Origin of the sequence: Thermobacillus sp., from assembly GCF_003390775.1 — a bacterium.
GTDB lineage: Bacteria > Bacillota > Bacilli > Paenibacillales > Paenibacillaceae > Thermobacillus > Thermobacillus xylanilyticus.
Genome location: NZ_QEWA01000052.1, coordinates 17,062 through 42,613 on the forward strand (window position 1 = coordinate 17,062; position 25,552 = coordinate 42,613).

The window sequence follows — 25,552 nt, forward strand, 5'->3', positions numbered from 1 at the left end:
GGAAAGGGTATATGAAAATGGGGGGTTATGTTCACATCATACCCGCCCAACATGAACGGAATCTGAAAGAAATATTACAATTTCATTACAAGTTTGGCTTGGCAGGGATGGCGGAAGTTTCTTCGCACGGGTCTTCACGGCAAGGAACGGCGACTTCTACCATGCTTCCGTCAAGGGGGAAACGTTCGCGCCGCCGGAATACTGCCTGCCACCTGCCCTGTCAACCCGAGAACGGGCTGCACGCTGTTTGCAAGCCCTTGAATATCGATCGCCATCGGATGCGCTGATCCTGAAGGACGGCGCATCCTTTTGGTTTGCGCGGACTGCCCGGGACGAATTGGCGGATCGCATAGCGGCTGGTGTTTTGTTTTCGTGCGGATGTTGTTGTTTGTTGATGAATGCGCGCGTTTGTCGATATACTGGAAAATAAGAAGTCGCGGCGGAAGGTTCATTTTTTCAAGGCAGGTGGGAGTTCGCATGTTCGCGGCACAGCGGAGAGAATGGCTGCTGAAGCGGCTGGCGCAGAACCGGCAGATCATTGTGAAGGAAGCGGCGAAGGAGCTGAACGTCTCGGAGGGAACGATCCGCACCGATCTCAGGCTGCTGGAGGAAGAAGGGCTGCTTGAGCGCACGCACGGCGGCGCGGTGCCGGTCAGGGCGGGCCATCAGCCGCCGGCGCACGCCATGCCGTCGCGCGGCGAGCTGAACCGGCAGGAGAAGCGGGCGATCGGCCGGCGGGCGGCGGAAATGGTGCGGAGCGGCCAGTGCATCCTGCTGGACGCCAGCTCGACGGTGTTCGAGCTCGCGCGGTGCCTGTCGGAATACGACTACCTGACGGTCGTGACGAACGGGCTGGCTGCGGCCGAGGAGGTCGGGCGCAATCCGCGCAACAACGTCATTCTGATCGGCGGCATTCTGCGGCCCGGTTCGCGCACGGTGGAGGGCACGCTCGGGCGCGGGCTGCTGCAGGAAGTCCACGCCGACCTGTTCTTCACGTCGTCCGAAGGGTTCACGGTCGAGACCGGCATGACCGATTTCAGCCCGAACGAAGCGGAGCTGAAGAAGCTGATGGCGGCCAACGCGTCGCAGGTCGTCGCGCTTCTCGACCATACGAAGCTGGGCCGGCGGTCGATCGTTACGTCCATCCAGGCGAAGGACATCCGGACGCTGATCACCGACGCGGGGGCGGATCCGGCGTGGCTGAAGACGCTCGGGAAGATCCGGGTGATCGTCGCGGATGTGCCGGCCGGCGAAAAATGACAGCTCGGCGCAGCGAAATGCGGGCCAAACGCAAACAAACAACGGAAAACGACAATGCGAACGTAAACGCAGCCGCCCGCATTCAATCGTTGACTTTCGGACCGGGCGGGACGGACAATGGGGATGGAGATTCAACGTGGAATTGCGGGGCGGTGACGCATGGCGAAGGGTTGGTCGCCGGACGGGTTCATTCTCGATCTGGACGGCACGGTTTATACGGGGAGCCGCCCGATCCCGGGGGCGGCGGAGGCGGTCGCATATTTGCGGGCGAAGGGAAAACGCATCGTCTTCCTGAGCAACCGGGGCAACATTTCGCGGCGCATGTGCCGCGAACGGCTGGAAGCGATCGGCATTCCGTGCGAAGCGGAGGACATTATCCTGACCTCGTCGGTGGTCTCCCGGTATCTGGCGGAGCATGAGCCGGACGCGCGCGTCTGGGTGCTCGGCGAGCAGGGGCTGCGGGACGAGCTGGCAGCGCACGGCGTCCGGTTCGCCGCGCGGCCGCAGGAAGCGGACCGGCTCGTCGTGACGCTGCACGAGACGCTCACTTACGCGGAGCTGAACGACGCGTTCCGCGCGGTCCGGGCCGGCGCCCGCATCATCGCGACGAACGCCGACAGGACGTTCCCCGGCGAGGACGGGGAAGCGATCGATGTCGGCGGGCTGCTGGCGGCGCTCACGCACACGACCGGGACGGAAGTGGACACGGTCGTGGGCAAGCCTTCGCCGCTTATGGCCGAAGCCGCGCTGGACCGGCTCGGGCTGCCGCCGGAGCGATGCATGGTCATTGGCGACAGCCTGGCATCGGACATCGCGATGGGCCGGCGCATGGGGCTCCGGACGGCGCTCGTGCTGACCGGCTCGGGGACGAGGGAGGCGGCGATGGCGCTCGATGAGACCGAACGGCCGGACTGGATTCTCGATTCGCTGGCGGACATCCGCCGGCTGCTGGAGGAGATGGAACGATGAACGGTGCATCGGAAGTGCTTGGGGGAGGCAAGGCCGCAGGCCTGCCGGACCCGATCCGGCTCGCGCGGGGCGCAGCGGACGAGGCGGTGCCGTACCTGCTGGATGCCGGCCTGAAGCGCGCGCTCTTCGTCGCGGATGAGACGACGGCGCGGGTGATCGGCAGCCGGCTGGCCGAGCGGTACGGTGCGGCGGGCGGTGCGGCCCGCCTGGAGATCATCCGGCCGAACGCGGCCGGCGACGTCGTCGCCGACGAGGCGTCGGTGCTGCAGGCGATCATCGCGGCGCAGCACCACGGCGCGGACGCGATCGCCGCGGCGGGGAGCGGCACGATCCACGACATCGTCCGCTACGCCGCCTGCACGCTCGGCCTGCCGTTCGTGTCCGTGCCGACGGCGCCGTCGGTCGACGGGTTCACGTCGAAGGGCGCGCCGCTCATTCTGCGGGGCGAGAAGATCACGCTGCCGGCGGCCGCGCCGGTCGCCGTGTTCGCCGACCTGGACGTGCTGTGCGCGGCGCCGCAGCCGCTGATCGCGGCCGGATTCGGCGACATGCTCGGCAAGTACACGTCGCTGTTCGACTGGGTGTACGGCCGCGAGACGGCGGGCGAGCCGTATGATGAAGATATCGCGGGCCTGACGCGGGGCGCGCTCGAGCGCTGCGTGTCCCATGCCGAATCGATCGGCAAGGGAACGGAGGAAGGCGTGCGCGCCCTGATGCAGTCGCTCATCGAATCGGGCATCGCCCTGCTGCGGTTCGGGCAGTCGCATCCCGCATCCGGTGCGGAGCATCACATCTCCCATTACTGGGAGATGCACTTCCTCCGCACCGGCCGCCGGCAGGTGCTGCACGGCGCGAAGGTGGGCGTCGCCTGCGCGGAGGTCGCCGACCTGTACAAGCGGTATGCGGCGGAAGGCCGGCCGCTGCCCGACGTCTGCCGGCGCATGCTGGAGGAGCTGCCGGACGGCGCCGAGCTGCGTCGGCTGCTGCGCGTCGCCGGCGGGCCTGCCGTTCCGGCCGAGCTCGGGATCGAGCCCGAGCTGCGCGACGAAGCGCTGCGCCGGGCGCATGTGGTGCGCCTGAACCGGCACACGCTGCTGCGCGCGATCAACGGCGAATAATTCCCCGGGGCTCAGCCGGTTTTCAAATTGAACACGTAATAGAGAGCCGCAATTTCATAGATGTCCGGTTCGGAACCTGCCAAATGAAACGCCACACGGCTGGACTTGGGCGGCATCAACCCCTCCGGAACCGCCTCTGCCACAGTCCGGTCATTTTGCATAAAACGTACGGTGCGGTCGGCAAACTCCTTTTTGATCCAGATCCCGGTGTCATGCTTCCGGTATAAGAATCGAGGGTGGGTTCTGATCTTCGACTTGTTTTCGAGTTGAAATAGCCGGCCGCCGACATGGACAACCCTTTTTTCGCGCAGAAGAGTCCCCGGATTGTTGATTTCCGCGATGTTGACCACGGGCTTCTTCTCCCGGTCGCAGGCGCATACGTTGTTGACCATGTTGTCCAGCAGGAGATTGACGAACTTCTGCGTTCGCGAGGCGTGATAGCGCTGAATATAGCCGACGACCGCCCCTTCTTGCCCGGGATCGTGGAGAGCGATCCGGGCGTGCCGACGGTTTGGCTCTCCGCGGAGGCCGGCGACATTGCGGTGTCGGCGGGCCGATAAAATCCAATCATTTGCCCTTTTTCCAATGAAATTGCCCCGTAGCCCCGTTTCGTGGGGGACGGGGCTTTTCGTACAATGAGAGGAAGGAAGAACGGGGTTGTTCCACCTGAGGAGGCGTCAAGGATGATGGCAGAACCGATCGGCGTGCTGGTGGCGGACGACGAACCGCGGCAGCGGCGCGGGCTGGCCGCGCTCATTCGCTCGCTCCGGCCCGGCTACCGCGTCTACGAAGCGAAGAACGGCAAGGAAGCGCTCAAGCTGGTGCGGGAATCCGCGCCGGAGATTGTATTTACCGACATTCAGATGCCGCTCGCCAGCGGACTCGAGTTCCTTGAGGCGGTCGGCCGTCTTCAGCAGGCGCAGCCGAAGGTTGTTCTTGTAAGCGTATACAGCGAGTTCAGCTATGCCCAACAGGCACTCCGGCTCGGCGCCAAGGATTATTTGTTGAAGCCGGTGCGCCCGGAGCAGCTGTCGGACGTGTTGGAGAAGTTGGAGAAGCAGCTGCGCCGGGAGCAGGCACGAAGCGCCGGGGGGCGGCGGACGCATCCCGCGGGATGGCCGGAGCCCGCCGGAGGGGCTGCCGGCTTGAGCGGTCCGGAACCGGATGCAGGCGCGCGGGATGCAGCCGCTTCCGTGCAGCAGCGGGAGGCGGAGCCGGAGTCGCTTGCCTCGAGGCTGTACGGCGAGCATCTGCTCTATAAATGGATGACCGCCGGGGATTTGACCGGCTGCGAACGGGCGGAATGGGAGCGCCGCTTCCGGATGGCCGGGAGGGGCTGCGTGCTGGTCTTGGAAACAGCCGAGCCGGCTTGCGCGGCAAGCGACTCTGCCGGCGGCAAGCCCGCCCACCCGGCGGAATGGCGCGGCATGCTCCGGCAGACGGCGCTCCGGGCATTGGCGGCGCATGCGGACGCGGCCGCCGCGGCACCGGAACACGAGCCGCGCCGGTTGTACATAGCGGCCGCATGGAAGGACGGCTGCCGCTCCGACGATGCGATCGGCAAGCTCCGGGAGGCGGTGCAACGGCTCGCCCGATTGTACGGCCGCACGGTCGGCGCCGGCATCGGCCGCGAGACGCCGCAGCTCGAGCGGGAGGCGCACGCATCGTGCCGCAGCGCGCTTGAAGCGCTCGACCGGCTGTTCTACGCGCCGCCGGGGACGTGGCTCGCCGCCGATGCGGCGGGCGATGCGGAGCGCCGGGAGGAGCGCGCGCCGCTTGACGCCGTCCGGGATGCCGACGCGCTGGAACAGGCGGCGGCCGCCTGCGATGAGCCGCGGGCGACGGAAGTTCTCATGGCGTCGCTGGAACGGATCGCGGCGCCCGGTACGCCGCCGATGCGGTCGAAGCTGGCCGCCGTGCAGCTCTTGCTCGGCTGCCTGAAGCGGACGGAATCGGCGCTGGATGAAGCCGACAGCCGCGAACTGTCCGAGCGGATCGAACGGCAGATCATGGCCTGTCCGTCGTGGGCCGAAGTGAAGGCCGCCGCGGAGCTGCTGCTGCGCGATCTGATCGGCCGGCTCAAAGTGTCGCGCCAATCCCGCAGCGAGTTGATCATGCGGAAATGCCGCGAGTATATCGACGCGCATTTGCACGAGAGCCTCGGCCTGGAGTCGGTGGCGCAGCGGTTTTACTATAATCCTTCCTATTTCAGCATTCTGTTCAAGCAGCATGCCGGCATGCCGTTCTCCGAATATCTCGTGCAGACGCGCATGCGGAAGGCGCGGGAGCTGCTGCTGCAGACCAACTTCCGGGTGGCGGACATTGCGCGCCGGGTCGGGTACCGGGATACGAAATATTTCAATAAAGTGTTCCGCAAAATGTTTCTCTGCTCGCCTGACGAATTCCGGCGGATGTTCGCGCTGCGCAAGGAAGCGGGGGACGGTTGATGCGCGCTGTCATCCGGGCCGCCCGCCGTCTCGCCGCCGCAATCGGGAACGCCGCCGAGGGCGCCAGCTTCCGGACGAAGCTGTTCATTTCCTACTTCGCGCTCGTCAGCTTCATCATTCTGCTGCTCGGGTTCGCCTATTACCAGGTCAGTGCGCGCAATATGCTCGCGAACGTCAGCGAGAGCCTCGGCGGCGTCGTCCTGAACCACAACCTGCAGCTGGACGAGACGCTGCGCGACATCCGCGACAAGAGCGAAGTGCTGCCCATCGACGAGGAACTGTACCAGACGTTTGCCGCCCTCGATCCGGAGGACAACGAATCGCTGCTGAAGGCGGATCGGCGCATTACCCAGATTCTGTTCCGCTATTTCGGCGGCGACGACAACATCTATTCGGTCTTCATCCTGACGCCGGATTACGCCTTCGGCAGCGCGGCGCGGATGTTCGTGCCGCCGGAAGGCTTCTTCTCTTCCGGACTGCGCGAGGCCGCGGCGGCGGCGGACGGCGATCTCGTCTGGGTGCCGACGTACCGGTTCGCGGACGTCATGGACGAGCCGCGCCTTACGGATCTCGAATTCGAGTACGATCGGCTCGCGTCGGCGGTAAAACAGCTGAACTTGACGTACATCGACGAGCGGGGCATTTTTCACACGCTGCCGGATCATCGGGACAAGCCGGTGCTGATGGTCAACCTGACCGTCGATTTTTTCAGCCGGCTGTTCGAAGAATATGCGGGAAGCAGCGGCTTCCGCAGGCTCTCCTACGGCATTGCGGCGCCGGACGGCACCGTCGTCGCCTCGTCGGAGCCGGAAGCGGCGGGCAGGCCGGAGACGCCGCCGTGGCTTGCGGAGGCGCTGGCGCAGAAACGCGGCATGCTGCGGTTCGACCGTGGCGGCAGCGAAATGCTCGTCCGCTACGACACGATGGCGAGCACCGGATGGCTCTCCTGGATCGAGATTCCCGTGCAGGATGCGCTGCTCGGCCTCGGCGCGCTGAAAGGCTACACGTTCCTGTTCCTCGCCGTCATGCTGTCGGTGTCCGCGGTGCTCGCCTACCTGATGTCGTTCCTCGTCACGAAGCCGCTCGTCCGGATCAAACAGGCGATCCGCACGGTCGAGCGGGGGAGGTTTGACGCGCGCATACCGGAAGGCGGACGGGATGAGTTCGGCCGGGTGATCCGGCTGTTCAATCAGATGAACGAGCGGATCGCGGCGCTGATCGAGGAGAACTATGCCGCCCGGCTGCGGGAGAAGGAGGCGGAGCTGATGGCGCTCAATCTGCAGCTCAATCCGCATTTTCTGTACAACACGTTGACGACGCTGTACTGGATCGCGCTCGAGAACGGCCAGCAGGAGATGGCCCGCGTCATGCTCAACCTGTCGGACATGCTCCAGACAACGACGCGCAACAAGCGGGAGATGTGGACGCTCCGCACCGATCTGGACTGGCTCGAAAAATATGCGTACATCATGTCCGTCCGTTTCGAGGATTTGTTCACGATGGACGTCGACGTGGCGGAGGAACTGCTCGATATGGACGTGCCGAAACTGTTCCTGCAGCCGTTCGTCGAGAATGCGATCATCCACGGATTCGCGGAAATGGACGGCGGCGGCGTCATCCGCATCCGCGGCCGGCGCGAAGGGGAAGCGGCGGTGTTCACGGTCGAGGACAACGGGCGCGGCTTCACGCCGGAACGGCTGGCGCGCATGGCCAGCGGCGAAGGCCAGTCGACCGGCATGGCGAACGTCGGGAAGCGGATCCGGCTGCTGTACGGGCCGCCGTACGGGGTCGCCATCGCAAGCGATGAAGGGCGCGGCACGCGGATTGTGATCCGGCTGGCGTTAAGCCGCGCGCAGCGGGCGAAGCCGTTGATGGCGGAAACGCCGGTTGCGTCGACGGGGGCGGAAGCGATGGAAGCGGCGGGCGAACGGAGGGGACAGCTTTTATGAGAAACCGAACTGTGACGCGGGCCGTTCTGCTTCTGCTGACGGTTATGCTCGCCGCTGGCGGATGCGGCCGCCCGGTGCCGGACCGGCCGGACGGCGCGGGGAAGGAGCGCGTCACGATCACCTACGCGACCTGGGGGTCGCCGAACGAACGGGCGGCGCACGAGCGGATCGTGCGCAAGTTCATGGAGCGATACCCGCAGATTGAAGTGATCTACCGGCACATTCCGGAAGATTACGTGAAGGTGCTGACCACGCTCTATGCGGGCAACCAGGCGCCGGATGTTTACATGCTGTACAAGCATACCGCCGTCCAATGGGCGGAGCAGGGCAAGCTGTATGATCTGCGTCCGCTGCTCGAGGCCGACCCGGATCTCGGCGAATCTTCGTTCATTCCGAACGCCGTCATGCGCGGAGACAATGGCAGCGTGATCGGCATCAAGGCGACGGAGGAGTCGTTCGCGCTCTACTACAATGCCGAACTGTTCCGCAAGGCCGGCCTCGAGCCGCCCCCGACGAGGGCGGAAGAAGCGTGGGACTGGGACGAGTTCGTGGATGTCGCGAAACGGCTTACGCTCGACAGCGCCGGCCGCGACGCGCACCACCCGGACTTCGATCCGGATGCGATCGTCCAATACGGCGTCCGGATCAACACGTGGATGTGGCATCTGATGGTGCCGTCCAACAACACGTCGATCATTGCGCCGGACGGAACAGGCATGAACCTGGAAGATCCGGATGTGATCGACGCCGTGCAGCGGCTCGCCGACCTGATGTACGTCCACCATGTCGCGCCGAATCCGCTGCAGGAGAAGCATCTGCCGCAGCCGGCGCTGGCGCTGGAAAGCGGCATGGTCGCGATGAATCTGGACGGCCAGTGGGTACAGCTCGACCTCGGCGCAGCGGGGGCCGATTACGGCGTCGGCGTGCTGCCCAGGCTCAAGACGAGCCATACGATCCAGTTCGGCGAACCGCTCGTCATGGCGGCGACGACCCGTCACCCGCAGGAAGCCTGGCTGTTCTTCAAATGGCTGCTCGATCCCGAGAATGCGATCGAATTGCATGCCGACGGGCTGTGGATGCCCATTCTGCTCGATTACTACACGCAGCCCGAACTGATCGCCCGGTGGGCGTCCGTGAAGCCCGGCCACCCGGACGGTTACGAGGACGCCGTCATGCGGCAGACGATCGAGAACGGCGTCAACTCCTTCGACTATTACCTCCGCAACAACGAGAAAATCGCCGCCATCCTGAATCCGGCGCTCGATCAGGTGTGGCTCGGCCGCAAGTCCGTCCGCGATGCCTTTCGTTCCGTGGCGGCGGACGTGCAGGCCGAGTTCCGGGGGCTCTACCGCTGATCGGGCGCCGGCCCCTTTTTTATTCCCGATGTTCCAGCCTGTGGATTGCTGACGGTATGAAGATGAGCAAGGAGCCGGGGAGCAAAACCAATCCGACCGACATCATCCACAGCACCGAAAACAAGGTCAAAGCGGCGCCGCAATACAGGACGCCCTTCCCGTTCGCCTTTTTCAAGTAATAAGCGGACAAGAGGAAAGCCAGCAGCGACAGGATGCCGTAAGCAACCATCAGCACGGAATCATCACCGCTCCCCGATGAAGCAAGGCCGGCATACAGCAAGCATGCGGAACCCAGGCAGCCCGCGAGCACGCCGGCAAAACCCGTTTTTCTGCTCATGCCCTTCACCTCGTCAAAAGGAAATATCCGGCAATACGATTATGCCTCGCCATCATCCAATCGTTATCCCCCGTTTCCAATCATTGTGCGCGTTGTTCCGCCCGTGAACCGCTTGGTAGGCTGGGACTGCCGGCGCCCCGGATCGGCTGCCGGCGAATGTAAACGATATCACGGGCAGAAGCGGAGGAATCGAAGGGATGAAAAGGGCGTGGTCTCTTGTTCTGGCAATCCTGCTCGCGGCATCCGCGCTTGCGGCCTGCAGCGGCGGCAAGAACGACGGCGGCGGCGGGGGCGGATCATCGGACGGCGGTTCGGACGGCGGCTCGGGCAAACGCGTGAAACTGACCGCCATCATGACGAAGCATCCGCTCACGAAACCGTTCGCGGAGATGGAATGGCTGCAGGCGGCGGAAGAACGCGCGGGCGTTGAGATCGAATGGGAGGAAGTGACCGCGGACTGGGGCCAGAAGAAAGGGGCGCTGCTCTCCAGCGGCGACATTCCGGATCTGATCATCGGGCCGAACGCGATCACCGACGCGGACATCGCGATGTTCCCGGGGCTGTTCCAGGATCTCCGGGATCTGATCGAAAGCTACGGACCGAACGTGAAGGCGATGTTCGAAGCGAAGCCGGAGACGCGGGTGCTCGCGGCGCAGATGGACGGCTCCATCTACGGCCTGCCGAAATACCAGCGGTTCTGGCCGGCGACCGTCACGCGGCAATACATCAATCAGCAGTGGCTGGACAATCTCGGCCTGAAGATGCCGACGACCTGGGATGAACTGTTTGACGTGCTGGTCGCGTTCAAGGAGCAGGACGCGAACGGCAACGGCGATCCGAACGACGAGATTCCGATGGACTTCGCCCCGGTCGGCACGGGCGGATTCGGCTTCTTCCACCCGACGGTGCTGCTCGGCAGCACGGGCATCACGCTGACGAACGCGAGCGGCCAGGGCTATTTCATGGAAGACGGCGCGGTAAAAAATTTCTTCGTCGACGAGCGGTACAAACGGTTCGTGCAATTCCTCGCAAAATGCTACGCCGCCGGATTGATCAATTCGGAAGTGTTCACCCAGGACTACACGAAGTTCCAGTCGGTCGCCCGCGGCGAAGGCAACACGGCGAAGGTCGGCTTCACCTGGGGTTGGGAAGTGACGGACCGGTTCGGCAACACGCTGGCGCCGCAATATACGTCGATGGCGCCGCTGCGCGAGACGACCGATTCGGACGTGCAGGTGTCGTGGGACTACACGTACGACGCGCTCAACTACGGCGTGAACATGGTCGTCATGTCGGCCAGGTCGAAGAACAAGGAAGCGGCGATGCGGTTCATCAACGAGCTGTACGATCCGGTCGTCAGCATGCAGGTGCTGTTCGGTTCGATCGGTCCGAACATCAAGGACAACGGCGACGGCTCGTATGAAGTGCTCCCGCCGGCCGATCCGGCGATGGACCCGGGCACCTGGAAATGGACGTCCACCTGGGCGGACAACGGTCCGATGTACATCGCCGACGATCTGGTGCTGACGCTCGGCACCGACATGCAGTCGGTCGGCGCGCAGACGGAGCCGCTCATGCCGGCGCTCAATGCGATCGACAAGGAGAACGACGTGCTGCCGACGATGTTCATCAAGTACACGCCGGAGGACAACAGCACGCTCGCGCTGAACAACACGAACCTGATGAACCTCGCCATGGCGAAGTTCTCGCAATGGGTGACGGCGGGCGGCATCGAGCAGGAATGGGACAGCTACGTGAAAGAAGCCGAACGGACCGGGCTGCCGCAAAATCTCGAAATCATCCAGCGGTACGTGGACGAATACAAGCGGAACAAATGACGATTCTGGCACGGGCGACCGCGCGCGGCAAGGCCGGGCGCGGCCCCGTCATTCACGGGAGTTGATGATCGATGGCGCAAGCCACTCAGACCGCAGCCGGCGCCGTCCGGACGGCCGCCGGACCGGGCAGGCGGAGGTCGGCATGGCAGACGTTCAAGCGGGACCGCCAGCTCTGGATCATGATTTTGCCGGCGATCGTCGTCATTCTGCTGTTCAACTATGTGCCGATGTACGGCATTCAGCTCGCCTTCCGCGATTATGATTTCACGAAAGGGCTGACGGGCGGCGAATGGCGGGGGCTGCATTATTTCAAGCAATTCATCGACAGTTACATGTTCGCGGACATCATGCGCAACACGGTGACGATCAGCCTGGCGACGATTCTGCTCGGCTTCCCGGCCCCGATCATTCTGGCGCTCATCCTGAACCAGGTGCGGTGGAAGCGGGGCAAGAAAGTGCTGCAGACGGTCGTTTACATGCCGCATTTCATCTCGATCGTCGTGCTGGTCGGCCTCCTGAACGTGCTGCTGTCGCCGAATACGGGCATCGTCGGCTATCTGCTGCGTTCCATGGGCTACGACATCAACCTGCTGGCGTCGACGAGCGCGTTTGTCCCTGTCTATGTGCTGTCGGACATCTGGCAGCATTGCGGCTGGAACAGCATCATCTATCTGGCGGCGCTGTCCACCGTGGATCCGCAGCTGTACGACTCGGCCAAAATCGACGGAGCGGGAAAATGGCAGACGATGCGCCACATCGACCTTCCCGCCATCGCGCCGACGATCATGATCCTGTTCATCCTGAGCATGGGCGGCGTGCTGACGACCGGGTTCGAGAAAATCTTCCTCATGCAGAACACACTCAACTTGCCCGTATCGGAAGTGATCTCGACCTATGTTTACAAGATCGGCATCCTGTCGAACCAGTTCAGCTACTCGGCGGCGATCGGGCTGTTCAACACGGTGATCAATTTCTTCTTCCTGTTCGTCACGAACCAGATTGCACGGCGCGTGTCGAACATCAGTCTGTGGTAGGCGGGGGAGGGAACGTGTCATGGGATGGATTTTGCGGAAGCGGACGCCGGGCGACGTGCTGTTCGATGCGTTCATCGCGGCAGCCTGCATCCTCGTCTTCCTGATCGTCGCCTACCCGCTGTACTTCGTCGTCATCGCGTCGGTCAGCGATTCGACGATGGTGGCGACGGGCAAAGTGTGGCTCTGGCCCAGGGGCTTCAGCCTGTTCGGGTACAACGAGATTTTCGACGACACGCGCATCTGGCGGGGGTACCGGAACACGATGCTCTACACGACGCTGGGCACGTTCGTCAATCTGCTGTTCACGCTGCCGGCGGCGTATGCGCTGTCCCGGCAGGAGTTCCGGGCGCGGCGCTTCCTCATGTTCGTGTTCGTGGTGACGATGTTTTTCAGCGGCGGCCTGATCCCGACCTATCTGCTCATCAAAGGGCTCGGGATGACGAACACGATGTGGGTGTTCATTTTTCCGTTCTGCGTGAACGTCTACAACCTGATCATCGTGCGCACGTTCTTCGAGACGTCGCTGCCGCGCGAACTGTACGAGGCGGCGGCAATGGACGGATGCGGGCACTTCCGCTTCTTCTGGAGCGTGGCGCTGCCGCTCTCGAAGGCGGTCATCTCCGTCATCGGCCTGTACTATGCGGTGGCGCATTGGAACGATTTCTTCACCGCGCTGGTCTATGTGCGCAACAATGACCTGCAGCCGCTGCAGATCGTGCTGCGCGACATCCTGCTCTCGAACCAGGTGTTCCAGAGCGGCGCGGGCACCGGCGGCCAGGCCGGCGGCTACGCCCAGCGGTATGCGGACCAGATCAAGTACGGCGTCATCATCGTCTCGACGCTGCCGATTCTGCTTGTCTACCCGTTCATTCAGAAGTATTTCGAGAAGGGCGTCATGATCGGCTCGGTGAAGGGGTGATGCGAGCGGAGATTGCGGGGCCGTAACGTGCTATGCACGTTACAGCCTGCCGCCGGGTGGAGATTGCGGGGCCGTAACGTGGTATGCACGTTACAGCCCTGAGCCGCTCGCAGGAAATTGCCCGGGGCTGAGCGAAAACTTCTAACACGATCTGCAACCATGAGAGGAGGAACGGCGCATGTCAACCCATACGGCGCAAAGGCACCCGCAGCCGCTCCGGCCGCTGCCGGCGGGCCGGGTGAAGTTCACGGACGCCTTCTGGTCAAGATACCGCGACCTCGTCCGCGAGGTCGTCATTCCGTACCAGTACGAGGCGCTGCACGACCGGGTGCCGGACGCGGAGCCGAGCCATGCGATCGCCAATTTCGAGATCGCGGCGGGCCGGAAGCAAGGAGAGTTCCACGGGTTCGTCTTCCAGGACACCGATGTGGCGAAATGGCTCGAGGCGGTCGGCTATTCGCTCATGACGCATCCGGACCCGGAGCTGGAGCGGCTCGCCGACGACGTTATCGATCTCATCGCGGAGGCGCAGGGCGAGGACGGCTATCTGAACACGTACTTCACAATCAAGGAACCGGACAAGCGGTGGACGAACCTGGCGGATTGCCACGAGCTGTACACCGCCGGCCACCTGATCGAGGCGGCGTGCGCGTATTACGAGGCGACCGGCAAACGGAAGGTGCTGGACGTCGCGTGCCGGCTCGCGGATTGCATCGACCGGGTGTTCGGACCGAACGAAGGGCAGCTCCGCGGCTACGATGGCCACGAGGAGATCGAGCTGGCGCTCGTGAAGTTGTACCGGGTGACGGGAGAAGAGCGGTATTTGCGGCTGGCGGCGTTTTTCGTCGACGAGCGGGGCCGGGAGCCGAACTTCCTGCGCGAAGAATGGGAGAAGCGGGGGCGGATCAACTTCTTCCTCAAGCGGCCGGCACCGATTAATCTGGAATACCACCAGGCGCACCGCCCGGTGCGGGAGCAGACCGACGCGGTCGGCCACGCCGTCCGCGCCATGTATCTGTACGCGGCGATGGCGGATCTCGCGGCGGAGAACGGCGACGAGTCGCTGCTGGAAGCGTGCCGGCGGCTGTGGCGGAGCACGACGCGCAAGCGGATGTATGTGACGGGCGGCGTCGGCTCGACGCATCACCTGGAAGCGTTCACCACGGACTACGATCTCCCGAACGATACGGCCTACGCGGAGTCGTGCGCGTCGATCGGCCTCATCATGTTCGCGAAGCGAATGCTGCAGATCGAGGCTAAAGGCGAATACGGCGACGTGATGGAGCGGGCGTTGTACAATACGGTGCTTGCGGGCATGTCACAGGACGGGAAACGCTATTTCTATGTGAATCCGCTGGAGGTATGGCCGGAGGCTTGCCGTAGCAACCCCGGCAAGCATCACGTGAAGCCGGTGCGGCAGCGCTGGTTCGGCTGCGCCTGCTGCCCGCCGAACATCGCGCGGCTGATCGCGTCGCTCGGCGGCTATGTTTACGACGTCGACGCCGAATCCGGCATCGTGTACACGCATCTGTACATCGGCGGAGAGGCGCGGCTGAACGTCGGCAAGGAAGGCGGCGGACATGACGGCGGCACGGTCTTCGTTCGGCAGGAAACAAACTATCCGTGGGACGGCGCCGTGATGCTGACGGTGACGCCCGAAGCGGGCGGCTTATCGGCGTTCACCCTCGCGCTCAGGCTGCCGGGCTGGAGCCGAACGTCGGAGATTGCGGTGAACGGCGAGCGGATCGCGCCGGAGGTGCGGGACGGCTACGCGTACATCCGCCGCGATTGGCAGCCGGGCGATACGGTCGAGCTTAAGCTCGACATGACGATCCGGCTGCTCGCCGCCCGCCCGGAGGTGCGGGCCGACGCCGGCCGCGTCGCGATCCAGCGCGGGCCGCTCGTCTACTGCCTCGAGTCCGCCGACAATACGGGCGGACCGCTGAGCGCGCTCGCGATCGACACGCAGACGCCGTTGACCGCAACGTATGACGCGCAGCTGCTCGGCGGCTGCGTCGTGATCGAGGGGCGCGCGTTCCGCGAAGGGGCGCGCGACTGGGCGGACGCGTTGTACTTGCCGCTGGAAGAGGAGGACGGCGCCCGCTGCGAAGAGCCGGCCGCGTTCCGGGCGATCCCCTATTATCTCTGGGGCAACCGGGGCGAAGGCGAGATGGCGGTGTGGGTGCGGTACCGGTAATCGGGAGAGTCCCGGCGTTTTTCACAACGCCGGGGCTTTTTCTTATGAAAATCCGACACCCGAATCTTAGAAATGATGGCTGGCGGACGGGCACGCGCGACCCATAGAATGGAGGGAAACAGGGCTTGAACAGGAGGGGCGCCGCATGAAACTGTGGTATGTGAAACCGGCATCGGATTGGTTGGAAGCGTTGCCAATCGGCAACGGCAGATTGGGCGCGATGGTGCACGGCGGCATGGAGCGGGAAAGGCTTCAGATCAACGAGGAGACGTTCTGGTCGGGCGGACCGCACGATTACCGCCGGCCGGGCGCGTCCCGATATTTGCGGCAGGTCCGGGAGTTGATCTTTCAGGACAAGGTCGAGGAAGCGCAGCAGCTGTTCGATGAACGGATGAAAGGCGATCCCGAACTGCTGCACGCTTTTCTCCCGTGCTGCGATATGATGCTCCATTTTCCGGGCCATGCGGATGGCCGGGATTATTACCGGGAACTCGATCTGGACCGGGCCGTTGCAACCACCCGATATCGGGTGAACGGGGTGACGTACACGCGCGAAGTGTTCTGCTCGTACCCCGATCAGGCGATCATCATGCGGATTTCATCCGACTGTCCGGGCAAGATCGACATGGCCGGGGAGCTTGCCGCGGCCAACGGGGAGCAGCGGGTCCGTTTCGCGGGCGACGACACGCTGGTCCTGACCGGACAGGCGGGCAAGCGGGAAGCAAGGCCGAGACGGCTCAACGCCGGCTGGGACGGGCCGGGGGTGCGGTTCGAAGCGCGGCTGCGCGCTTTCTCCGAGGGCGGCCGTGTCCTCCGAGGGGAGCAGGCGCTCGAGGTCAGGGGAGCAGACGCGGTCACGCTGATTTTCTCGGCCGCAACCAGCTTCGTGAATTACCGCAGCATCGACGGGGACCCGGGCGCCAAGGCGGCCGGCGTGATCGAACGCCTGCAAGGCAAGACGTACGGGGAACTGCTCGGACGCCATCTGGAGGATTACACCGCGCTGTACCGCAGGGTCGAGCTGGAACTCGGGGACGGCGCAGGCGACGGCACGCCGACGGATGAGCGGGTGCGGATGTACGCCGAGACGGAAGACCCCGGGCTGGCCGCGCTGTTTTACCAATACGGCCGCTATCTGCTCATCGCGTCTTCGCGGCCCGGCGGACAGCCCGCCAATCTCCAGGGCATCTGGAACGACGATCCCTGGCCGCTCTGGGGAAGCAAATGGACGACGAACATCAACGTGCAGATGAACTATTGGCCGGCGGAATCGGGCAACCTGCGGGAGTGCCATCTTCCCCTGTTCGACCTGATCGACGACCTCCGCATCACCGGGGCGGAAACCGCCGAAACGCACTACGGCTGCAGAGGGTTCGTGGTTCATCACAACACGGATCTGTGGCGGGCCGCGACCCCGGTCGATTACGACGCGGCCGTCTGGCCGATGGGCGGCGTCTGGCTGGTGCAGCATCTGTGGGACCACTACGAATATTGTCCGGACCAGGCGTTTCTGCGGAACAGGGTGTATCCGGCGCTGCGCGAAGCGGCCCTGTTCGTGCTCGACTATCTGACGGAAGCGCCGGAGGGCACCCGGCTCGCCGGCAAGCTGGTGACCAATCCGTCCTATTCCCCCGAGAATCATTACATTGACGACAAGGGGCGGAGACGCTATCTGACCTGTGCGGCGACGATGGACATTCAACTGATCCGCGATCTCTTCCAACGGTGCATGAAAGCGGCGGAGATGCTGGGCGTGGATGAAGATTTCCGCGGGGAACTCGAGGAGGCGATGGCGCGGCTGCCCGGCATGCAGATCGGAAAATACGACCAATTGCAGGAATGGGCGGAGGATTGGGACCGGCCCGACGATCACAACAGCCACGTCTCCCATCTGTACGGGCTGTACCCCGGGAACCAGATTTCCGTCAAGGACACGCCGGAACTGGCCGAAGCGGTCGGGCGGAGCCTGGAACTTCGCGGCACCCACGATTTCCGCGCGTGGCCGGCCGCCTGGCGGATTGCCCTGCATGCGCATCTGCGCAATGCCCGGATGGCGCACCGCCGTCTCGTCAATCTGATCGCGCTGTCGGCCAACCCGAATCTGCTCAACGAGAAACCGCCGCTTCCGATGCAGATTGACGGCAATTTCGGCGGAACGGCCGCTATTGCGGAAATGCTTCTCCAGAGCAGGAGCCGCTATGACGGCACAACCGCCGTGTATGAGATCGAGCTCTTGCCGGCGCTGCCGGCGCAATGGTCGCGGGGCAGGGTGAAAGGGCTGCGGGCACGCGGCGGTTTCGAGCTGGCTTTCGCCTGGGAGAACGGACGGCTCACGGAAGCCTCGCTGCATGCCCTGTGCGGCGGTATCTGCCGGATTTATTACGGGGACCGGTCCGTGCAATTGGAGACGAGCAAGGGCGATACGATACCCATTCAATTCTGACGGAGGATTACCCCTCGGGAATTCGGCGGGTTCGCGCGGCTGCGCGGACCCGCCGTTGATGTCTGCGTCATGCTCGGAGGGCGGCACGGATGAAATCCAGGCGCAGACAAAGAAATTGGTGATTGTATTTTTGGGCTTGACGGAATAAAATGGAACAAACGCATGCTAAAACGAAATTGCAACCAATTATCCGCAAAAAATCAAGTATGGGAGGAGCGATGGATGAGACGAAGAGCGAAGCGGTTCACGGCGGCATGGGCCGCGGCAGCCCTCTTGTGCGCGGCAGGGCTCAACGCGCAGTCCGGCGTGCATGCAGCTTCACCAGAAGTGTCCGGGGAAGCGCTTGCACATGCGGCGGAGTCGGGAACGCGGATAATCGTAAGCGCTGTCAATGTTCGGGACAGCCTTGTCGCCCAATACGGATCGCCCGTCATTGACGGCGAAATCGATCCGGTGTGGGACAAGGCCCGGATCGTCGAGGCTCGGCATGCGTCGGGGGATACCCGGGCGTCCGCAGCGTTCAGAGCGCTGTGGGACGACCATGCGCTCTACATTCTCGCGGAAGTCAAGGACGGCAGCCTTTCCATGGAATCTCCGCTTCCCTACGAGCAGGATTCGGTGGAAATCTTCCTCGACGAGAACCGTGACAAGACGAAGGAATTCGGCGTGGATGACCTGCAGTTCCGCGTGAATTTTGCGAACGTCCAAACCATTGACAAAGGTGATGGCTCCCGTTTCTACACGGCGACGCGGCTTACGGATGACGGCTATATTGTCGAAGCCCGGATCAGCCTCAAGAATAAACCGGACAACGGCACAGTATCGGGCATCGAGCTGCAAGTCAATGACGCTGAAGGTGCGGGACGGATCGGCACGCTCAATGTTTTTGATCCGACGGGAGGCGCATGGGACGATACGGGGTTGTTCGGCGAGATCTTCTTCACCGGGAAGAAGCGCGGCGACAAGAGCGGCCTCAATCCGTATGATCTGCTCAACCTGATGAAGCGTGCGCTGTCGATCGATTACTCGCTCTACAAGAATCCCGGCGTCGTCAAAGATGCCATTCTCCAGGTTGCCGCGGCCAACCTGTTGGGCAGCGCGGACGTGACGCAGGAGCAGATCGATGAGCAGTATGCCATGCTCGCGGAAGCGATCGACGCGCTGGAGATGACGGAAGAAGCCGCGAACGAGAAATATTTCACGCCGCTTCCGGTCGAGTATTTGGCCCTGAGCGGCAAGCCGGGGAGCATCGAACGCCTGTCCTACCGGACGGCCAATCCGGACGGCGGCATGGACACGAAGTACGTGAATGTCTATCTTCCGCACGGATACGACGCCTCCGACAAGAACACCCGGTACAATGTGCTCTACTTGATGCATGGAATGGGCGAGAACGAAAATCTGCTCTTCGGCGGACCGGGCGAAAACCGTTCGCTCAAGAAGATCCTCGACAACATGATGGCGAACGGGGACATTGAACCGCTCATCGTCGTCACGCCCACGTTCTACGGCGGAAAAGGCGATATCGCCGTTTTCCACGAAGAACTGCTGCAAGACATCATTCCGCTGGTGGAAACGAAGTACAATACTTATGCGAAATCGGCAAGCTTGCAAGATCTGAAGGCATCCCGGGCCCATCGCGCATTCGGCGGGTTCTCCATGGGTTCGGCCACGACCTGGCATATTTTCGCCCACTGCCTGGATTACATCAAATATTACATGCCGCTCAGCGGAGCGGGTTTCGGATTGGGCGGAAGCGGCGATGCGGCGCAAACGGCGGAATTCCTTGCGGATGTGGTGCGGAAATCCGGCTACGAGCCGCATGAATACTACATTTTCAGCGCCGCGGGCACGCAGGACTTCGCTTATCCGGGACTGCACGACCAGATCGAGGCGATGAGGCAGTTGTCCGATGTGTTCCCCTATTCATCGGACCCGGCGAAAGGCAATCTCTACTTCATCGCGGGCGAAGGCGGCACGCACACCTGGTATTGGCAGAATCAGTTCATTTACAACATTTTGCCGGATCTGTTCAAAGGCGAGTCTTGAAAAACCCGGCAAGCTAAAACGAAGTTGCAAAACCGGATGCGGAAGGGGAGGATCGATCCGTTATGAGACGGAAAACCAAAAGGTTCGGCGCGGCATTGGCCGCGGCATCACTATTCAGCGCGCTGCTGATCAACATCCAGACCGGAGATTACGCCAGAGCGGCTGCTGCGCAGGTTGAAATCAAGGAGGCATCCATGAACGGAAGAATTATCGCCCAGTTCGGATCGCCGGTCATCGACGGCCGGATCGATGAAGTATGGGAGAAGGCGCGGCCGTACCAACCGCGGCATTCATCCGGCAACACCAACGCGAGCGCAACGTTCAGGGCGCTGTGGGATGACCGTGCACTCTACATCCTGGCGGAAGTGAAGGACGGCCAGCTGTCCACCCGGTCCGGAACGCCGTACATGCAGGATTCGCTCGAAATCTTCCTGGACGAAAACAACGACAAGACCCGGGAATTCGGCGCGGATGATCTGCATTTCCGCGTCAACATCGACAACGTTCAATCCGTAGACAAAGGCGACGCCTCACGATTCTATACCGCTGCGACCAAGACGGACGACGGCTATGTCATCGAAGCCCGGGTCGCCCTCAAGAAGAAGCCGGCCAACGGCACCGTCCTGGGCATCGAGCTGCAGATCAACGATGCGGTGGGCGAAGAGCGCGTCGGCACACTCAATCTGTTCGATTCGACGGGCATGGCCTGGGACGATACGAGCCTGTTCGGCGAGATTGTGCTGGTCGGGAAGAATGCACGCGAGACGAGCGGTCTCAATCCCTATGATTTGCTCAACCTGATCAAGAAAGCGCTGTCCATCGATTACTCGCTGTACAAAAATCCGGAAGTCGTGAGAGATGCCGTCCTTCAAATTGCCGCGGACAGCCTGCTGGGCAGCACGGAAGTGACGCAGCAGCAGATCGATGAACAGTATGCCTCGCTTGCGGAAGCGATCGGCGCGCTGGAGATGACGGAAGAAGCCGCGAACGAGAAATATTTCACGCCGCTTCCGGTCGAATACCTGGCTGAGAGCGACCAGCCCGGAACGATCGAGACGCTGTCGTACGAGACGGCGAACCTGGACGGAGGCAAGGACAAGAAGCGGCTGCACGTCTATCTCCCGCACGGCTATAACGCATCCGACAAAGGCACGAAGTACAACGTGCTGTATCTGATGCACGGCGGCGGCGAGAATGAGGATCTGCTCTTCGGCGGACCGGGCGAAAACCGGGCGCTCAAAAAGATTATCGACAACATGATCGCCCGCGGCGACATCGAGCCGCTCATCGTCGTGACGCCGACCTTCTACGGCGGGAAGAACGATGTCGCCCTGTTCCACGAAGAATTGATCCACGATATTGTTCCGCTGGTGGAGTCGAAGTACAACACATACGCGAACTCGGCAAGCCTTAAAGATTTGAAGGCGTCCCGGGCTCACCGCGCGTTCGGCGGGTTCTCGATGGGATCGGTGACGACATGGCATCTGTTCGCCAAGGGCGGTCTGGACTACTTCAAATACTACATCCCGCTCAGCGGCGACAGCTGGGCGCTCGGTGAAAGGAGCGGCGGCACCCGGCCTGAGGAAACGGCGAAGTTCCTTGCGCAGGTTGTCCGCAAGTCGGGCTACAAGCCGCACGATTTCTACATCTTCAGCGCCACGGGCACGCAGGATATCGCTTATCCGAATCTGAAGCCGCAGATCGAAGCGATGAAGCAGCTGGACGATGTCTTCCGCTACTCGTCGAACCTCGACAAAGGCAACTTCTATTTCATCGAAGCCGAGGGCGGGTCGCACACCTGGTATTGGCAGAACCAATACATTTACAACATTTTGCCGGATCTGTTCCAAGGCGAGGCTTGATCCGCGTCCCCCGCGTTTCCGTGCAAACGGAACCGGGGGCTTTCTTTCTTAACCAAAAATGAAAACGCTTACAAACAATATAAAAAATGCACACACGCATCTTCAAAATCATGTCTGCCTTTCAAACAGCCGCTTCCCTACAATGAAAAGTGAAAGGAGTGTTTGCGCCATGACCGCCGACACGAATACAACCGATGCCAAACCGATTCGGTCATCGCTTGTTTGGAAGCGTTTCAAACGGCAGCGAACCCTGCATCTCTTCGTCTGGATCGGCATCCTGTATTTGCTGGTCTTCGCCTATACGCCGATGTTCGGCATTCTGATGGCCTTCAAAAATTACACCATCGTGCAGGGCATCAAGGGGATTTTCACCAGCAGCTGGGCCGGATTCAAATATTTCATCGAGTTCTACAACGACTACAAATTTTACGACATCGTGCGAAACACGCTGGTGCTCAGCTTTCTGAAGGTCATCTTCACGTTCCCGATCCCCATCCTGTTCGCCATCATGCTGAACGAAGCGAAGAACATGGCGTTCAAAAGGGTGGTGCAGACCGCCAGCTACCTGCCTCACTTCATCTCCTGGGTGGTCGTGCTCGGGCTGTCGTTCACTTTCTTCTCCAGCAACGTCGGGTTGATCAATCAATTGCTCCTGGACTGGGGATGGATCGACAAACCGCTGCCGATCCTGACGAGCCCGAACTATTTCTGGGGACTGGCCGTCGGCAGCGCGATGTGGAAGGAAGCCGGATGGTGGGCCATCATTTTCCTGGCGGCCATCGCCGGCATCAATCCGACGCTCTACGAGGCGGCCCAGATCGACGGAGCCGGAAGGCTGGCCCGGATCTGGCATATTACGCTGCCGGGCATCCGGGGAACGGTGGTCGTGGTGCTCATTCTGACGATCGGAAGCATTCTCGGAGGCGGGCTCGTCGGTTCCAACTTCGACCAGGCCTTCCTGATGGGCAATGCCGGCAACAACGACACCTCGGAGATTGTGCAGACCTACGCCTTCAAAGTCGGGCTGGCCCAGGGCCGATATTCGTATGCCGCGGCCATCGATCTGGTTCAATCGGTCATCTCCGTCATCCTGATCTTCACCAGCAACGCGATCGCGAGGAAGGTGTCCGGAACCAGCTTGTTCTAATACCGTCAGGAGGGTCATCATGAAAGGGCGCTTGGAAGACCGGATATTTGACGGCGTCAACTATTTGCTGCTGTCACTCATTTTCTTCGTCACCGCCTATCCGTTCTATTATCTGCTTGTCACATCTTTCAACTCGGGCACGGACGCGCTCCTGGGAGGAGCATACTTCTGGCCTTCGGATTTCACGCTGGAGAACTACAAGACGTTCTTCAACGATTCGAAATGGCTGTCCGCGCTGTTCATGAGCATTGCGCGGACGGTCGTCGGCGCCGTCACGGGCGTGCTGTTCACCTGTCTGGTGGCGTACGGCCTGTCGCACAAAGGGCTGGTGTTCAGCAAGGTTTACTTTTCCCTGGTCATCTTCGCCATGTATTTCTCGGGCGGCCTGATTCCGTACTACGTTGTGCTGCGCTCCCTTGGGCTGCTCAATTCGTTCGCCACTTACATCATCCCGGGGATGCTGAACACGTTCTTCCTGCTGATCGCGATCTCGTTCTTCCGGGAGATTCCGAATGATCTGAAGGAATCGGCGTGGATGGACGGCGCGAGCGAGCTGAAGATTTTCTATCGGATCATTCTGCCGATCTCCAAGCCGCTCATCGCCACGATGGCTTTGTTCGTCGGGGTCGGGCATTGGAATTCATGGCTCGATTCCGCCTACTTCGTCCGGGCAGAGTATCTGCGGACGCTGTCCTACCGGCTGATCGAGATCATCAACCAGAGCCGGGTGCCGCAGGAGGCGATCGAGGCCGCCGCCGGCGCGTCATCGGTCACCAGCTACTCGCTGCAGGTGACCGCGATGATCGTGTCGATCGCTCCGATCATCTGCGTGTATCCGTTCCTGCAGAAGTACTTCGTGGCGGGCATCATGCTCGGCTCGGTCAAGGAATAACTTCCCATTTGTTATTAAAGCGCAAGCTTTAATAAGATAAACTCACAGACAATGGAGGGCTCGCGAATGAAAAAGACATGGGGTTCGTTGTTCATTCTGACGCTCATCCTGGCCTTGCTGGCCGGATGCGGCGGAGGAGGCAACGCGAAATCCGGCTCCAATTCCGGGGGTCAGACGGGCCAGAACGGATCGGCCTCCGACTCCGGATCGCAGGATGAAATCGTGGAGCTGGACTTGTTCATCAACCACTCCTGGTACCCGGTTCGGTCCTGGACGGGATCGATCGCGGAAGAAATCACGAAGCGGACGGGCGTCAAGCTGAACGTCACGGTCGCCGCCGATTCGGAACAGCTGCCGCTCATGATCGCATCCGGCGATCTGCCCGACCTGATCTTCACGTTAAGGGAGCCGCGGTTGGAAAATCCGGACATGTCGTACCCCTGGAATGAACTGATCGAGAAGTACGCGCCGGACTTCGAGATCGATCCGGTCCGGCTGGCGGTGAACACGGCGCAAGACGGCAACGTGTACACGGTGCTCAATTCCTTCGCCACCCCGGAAGAATGGGCGAGCAACCCTTACGCGCTGGGCAACGACGGCAACCCCGGCATCGCGGTGAGACAGGACATTCTGGACGAGCTCGGCGCGAAGATCGAAACGCTGGATGATTTCGTCTCCGTCCTGGAGCAGGTGAAGCAGAAATACCCGGACATGGTCCCGATGACGATGGACATCGAATGGATTCCGCAGTATTTCAAAATGCAGTTCGGCATCCCGCCGCACAGCTCCTGGCATGAGCAGGACGGCCAATTGAAACATATCATCTCGCATCCGAAGGCGCTCGAGTTCTACAAATTCATGAACAGTCTGTACCGGAACGGCTATATTCTGGCCGAGAACTTCACGTACAGCAACGACCAGATTGACGACGAATACGCGGTCACCGGCAGAGCGTTCGCCCACAGCCATACCGTCAGCGTCGCGGAGGCGGACAACGCCAAGGTGAAGAACCAGGGCAACAATTATCAGTTCACGATGATTCCGTCGGCGCTCACGGATGAAGCGTACAACCTGAGCACCGGCACCGGCTTCTCCGGGGTCTATATCACGAAGAACAACAAGAACCCGCAGAAATCGATCGAGTTCATCAAGTTCCTGGCAAGCAAGGAAGGCCTGGAGCTGGTCATGTTCGGCATCGAGGGCAAGCATTGGGAGTGGCATCCGGACGGCTACCCGGTCTTCCATTACGATGTGAACGACGCCGAATACGTCAATTCGGAAGGCCTGAAATGGTGGTACCTGTATTCGGACGCGATCGTGGAAGGGCTGCGCGGATACGTGCCGGGCACGCAGACGACGAAGGCGCTGCAGGAGATCAAGGAAATTACGGACCACAATCCCGCAATCGGCATGGTGAAGCTGCAGGACGGCACCGACGAGAAAATCATTTTCGACAAGATCAAGGAAATGGTGAAAACGGAGGAAGTCCGCATCTATCTGGCCGAATCGGAGGAAGCTGCGGAACAGGCGTATCAGAAGATGCTCCAGCTCGCGGAAGACATCGGGCTCAGCAAACTGGAAAGCTGGGCGACGGCGGAATACAAGAAGATGCAGGAGCTGTTCAATCAATAATCCGGAGCAGGCGTACAAAGGGGTCCTTCCCAGACCCCTTTTTTCCACTTGTTGCGCAACTGCGAAGGGATTAAAGTAGTCGTATAGACATAGACCGTTGCTGC

General features: G+C 61.8%; 18 protein-coding genes. 16 read left to right on the forward strand and 2 right to left on the reverse strand.

Translation table 11 applies throughout. The features are described 5' to 3' along the window. Positions 1–477 precede the first annotated feature (477 nt). The 3 genes from C6W55_RS15115 (at position 478) to C6W55_RS15125 (ending at position 3,347) form a co-directional block, all read left to right on the forward strand. On the forward strand, positions 478–1,260 hold the full coding sequence (locus tag C6W55_RS15115; protein WP_286893591.1) for a DeoR/GlpR family DNA-binding transcription regulator: 783 nt from the start codon (positions 478–480) through the stop codon (positions 1,258–1,260). 159 nt (positions 1,261–1,419) lie between these two features. Next, complete coding sequence (locus C6W55_RS15120) at positions 1,420–2,229, forward strand: HAD-IIA family hydrolase (protein ID WP_286893593.1); 810 nt, start codon at positions 1,420–1,422, stop codon at positions 2,227–2,229. Further along, positions 2,226–3,347 (forward strand): sn-glycerol-1-phosphate dehydrogenase, encoded by a 1,122-nt coding sequence (locus tag C6W55_RS15125; RefSeq protein ID WP_286893594.1) that lies wholly within the window; start codon positions 2,226–2,228, stop codon positions 3,345–3,347. Before C6W55_RS15120 ends, C6W55_RS15125 begins: the two co-directional genes overlap by 4 nt. Before the next feature lie 11 nt (positions 3,348–3,358). Here C6W55_RS15125 and C6W55_RS18290 read toward each other — a convergent pair whose 3' ends face one another. Then, positions 3,359–3,934: a tubby C-terminal domain-like protein gene (locus C6W55_RS18290; RefSeq protein WP_483316369.1), complete on the reverse strand. Its 576-nt coding sequence runs from the start codon at positions 3,932–3,934 to the stop codon at positions 3,359–3,361. Between the two features lie 96 nt (positions 3,935–4,030). On the opposite strand from C6W55_RS18290, the gene C6W55_RS15135 reads away from it, so the two are divergent. From C6W55_RS15135 to C6W55_RS15145, 3 genes are read left to right on the forward strand one after another with little or no spacing between them, the layout of a single operon-like run. Beyond that, a complete protein-coding gene (locus C6W55_RS15135) occupies positions 4,031–5,794 on the forward strand; it encodes a response regulator transcription factor (protein ID WP_286893597.1) in 1,764 nt (587 codons plus the stop codon). Next, positions 5,794–7,743, forward strand: a complete 1,950-nt coding sequence (locus tag C6W55_RS15140; RefSeq protein ID WP_286893598.1) for a sensor histidine kinase — start codon at positions 5,794–5,796, stop codon at positions 7,741–7,743. Before C6W55_RS15135 ends, C6W55_RS15140 begins: the two co-directional genes overlap by 1 nt. Continuing rightward, positions 7,740–9,098, forward strand: coding sequence for an ABC transporter substrate-binding protein (locus C6W55_RS15145; protein ID WP_286893599.1), 1,359 nt, complete (start codon positions 7,740–7,742; stop codon positions 9,096–9,098). Before C6W55_RS15140 ends, C6W55_RS15145 begins: the two co-directional genes overlap by 4 nt. Before the next feature lie 19 nt (positions 9,099–9,117). Here the strand turns inward: C6W55_RS15145 and C6W55_RS15150 are convergent, their stop codons facing one another. Next, positions 9,118–9,435: a hypothetical protein gene (locus C6W55_RS15150; protein ID WP_286893600.1), complete on the reverse strand. Its 318-nt coding sequence runs from the start codon at positions 9,433–9,435 to the stop codon at positions 9,118–9,120. 197 nt (positions 9,436–9,632) lie between these two features. Between C6W55_RS15150 and C6W55_RS15155 the strand changes: the two genes are divergently transcribed. The 10 genes from C6W55_RS15155 (at position 9,633) to C6W55_RS15200 (ending at position 25,448) form a co-directional block, all read left to right on the forward strand. Beyond that, complete coding sequence (locus C6W55_RS15155) at positions 9,633–11,273, forward strand: extracellular solute-binding protein (protein ID WP_286893602.1); 1,641 nt, start codon at positions 9,633–9,635, stop codon at positions 11,271–11,273. A 179-nt stretch (positions 11,274–11,452) separates the two neighbouring features. Next, the gene (locus tag C6W55_RS15160; protein ID WP_286893616.1) at positions 11,453–12,307 is read left to right on the forward strand and encodes an ABC transporter permease; all 855 of its coding nucleotides are present in this window, start codon (positions 11,453–11,455) and stop codon (positions 12,305–12,307) included. A gap of 19 nt (positions 12,308–12,326) precedes the next feature. Next, positions 12,327–13,226, forward strand: coding sequence for a carbohydrate ABC transporter permease (locus C6W55_RS15165; protein WP_286893603.1), 900 nt, complete (start codon positions 12,327–12,329; stop codon positions 13,224–13,226). Positions 13,227–13,404: 178 nt separating this feature from the next. Then, positions 13,405–15,423, forward strand: coding sequence for a glycoside hydrolase family 127 protein (locus C6W55_RS15170; protein ID WP_286893605.1), 2,019 nt, complete (start codon positions 13,405–13,407; stop codon positions 15,421–15,423). Positions 15,424–15,568: 145 nt separating this feature from the next. Further along, complete coding sequence (locus C6W55_RS15175) at positions 15,569–17,866, forward strand: glycoside hydrolase family 95 protein (RefSeq protein WP_286893607.1); 2,298 nt, start codon at positions 15,569–15,571, stop codon at positions 17,864–17,866. Between the two features lie 222 nt (positions 17,867–18,088). Beyond that, positions 18,089–19,915, forward strand: coding sequence for a sugar-binding protein (locus C6W55_RS15180; protein WP_286893608.1), 1,827 nt, complete (start codon positions 18,089–18,091; stop codon positions 19,913–19,915). A 62-nt stretch (positions 19,916–19,977) separates the two neighbouring features. Next, entirely contained in the window at positions 19,978–21,777 is a 1,800-nt protein-coding gene (locus tag C6W55_RS15185; RefSeq protein WP_286893609.1) for a sugar-binding protein, read from the forward strand. A gap of 169 nt (positions 21,778–21,946) precedes the next feature. After that, positions 21,947–22,924, forward strand: a complete 978-nt coding sequence (locus C6W55_RS15190) for an ABC transporter permease (RefSeq protein ID WP_015256015.1) — start codon at positions 21,947–21,949, stop codon at positions 22,922–22,924. 19 nt (positions 22,925–22,943) lie between these two features. Beyond that, positions 22,944–23,816, forward strand: coding sequence for a carbohydrate ABC transporter permease (locus tag C6W55_RS15195; protein ID WP_213484439.1), 873 nt, complete (start codon positions 22,944–22,946; stop codon positions 23,814–23,816). 66 nt (positions 23,817–23,882) lie between these two features. Beyond that, the gene (locus tag C6W55_RS15200; RefSeq protein ID WP_286893610.1) at positions 23,883–25,448 is read left to right on the forward strand and encodes an extracellular solute-binding protein; all 1,566 of its coding nucleotides are present in this window, start codon (positions 23,883–23,885) and stop codon (positions 25,446–25,448) included. Positions 25,449–25,552: the final 104 nt, after the last annotated feature.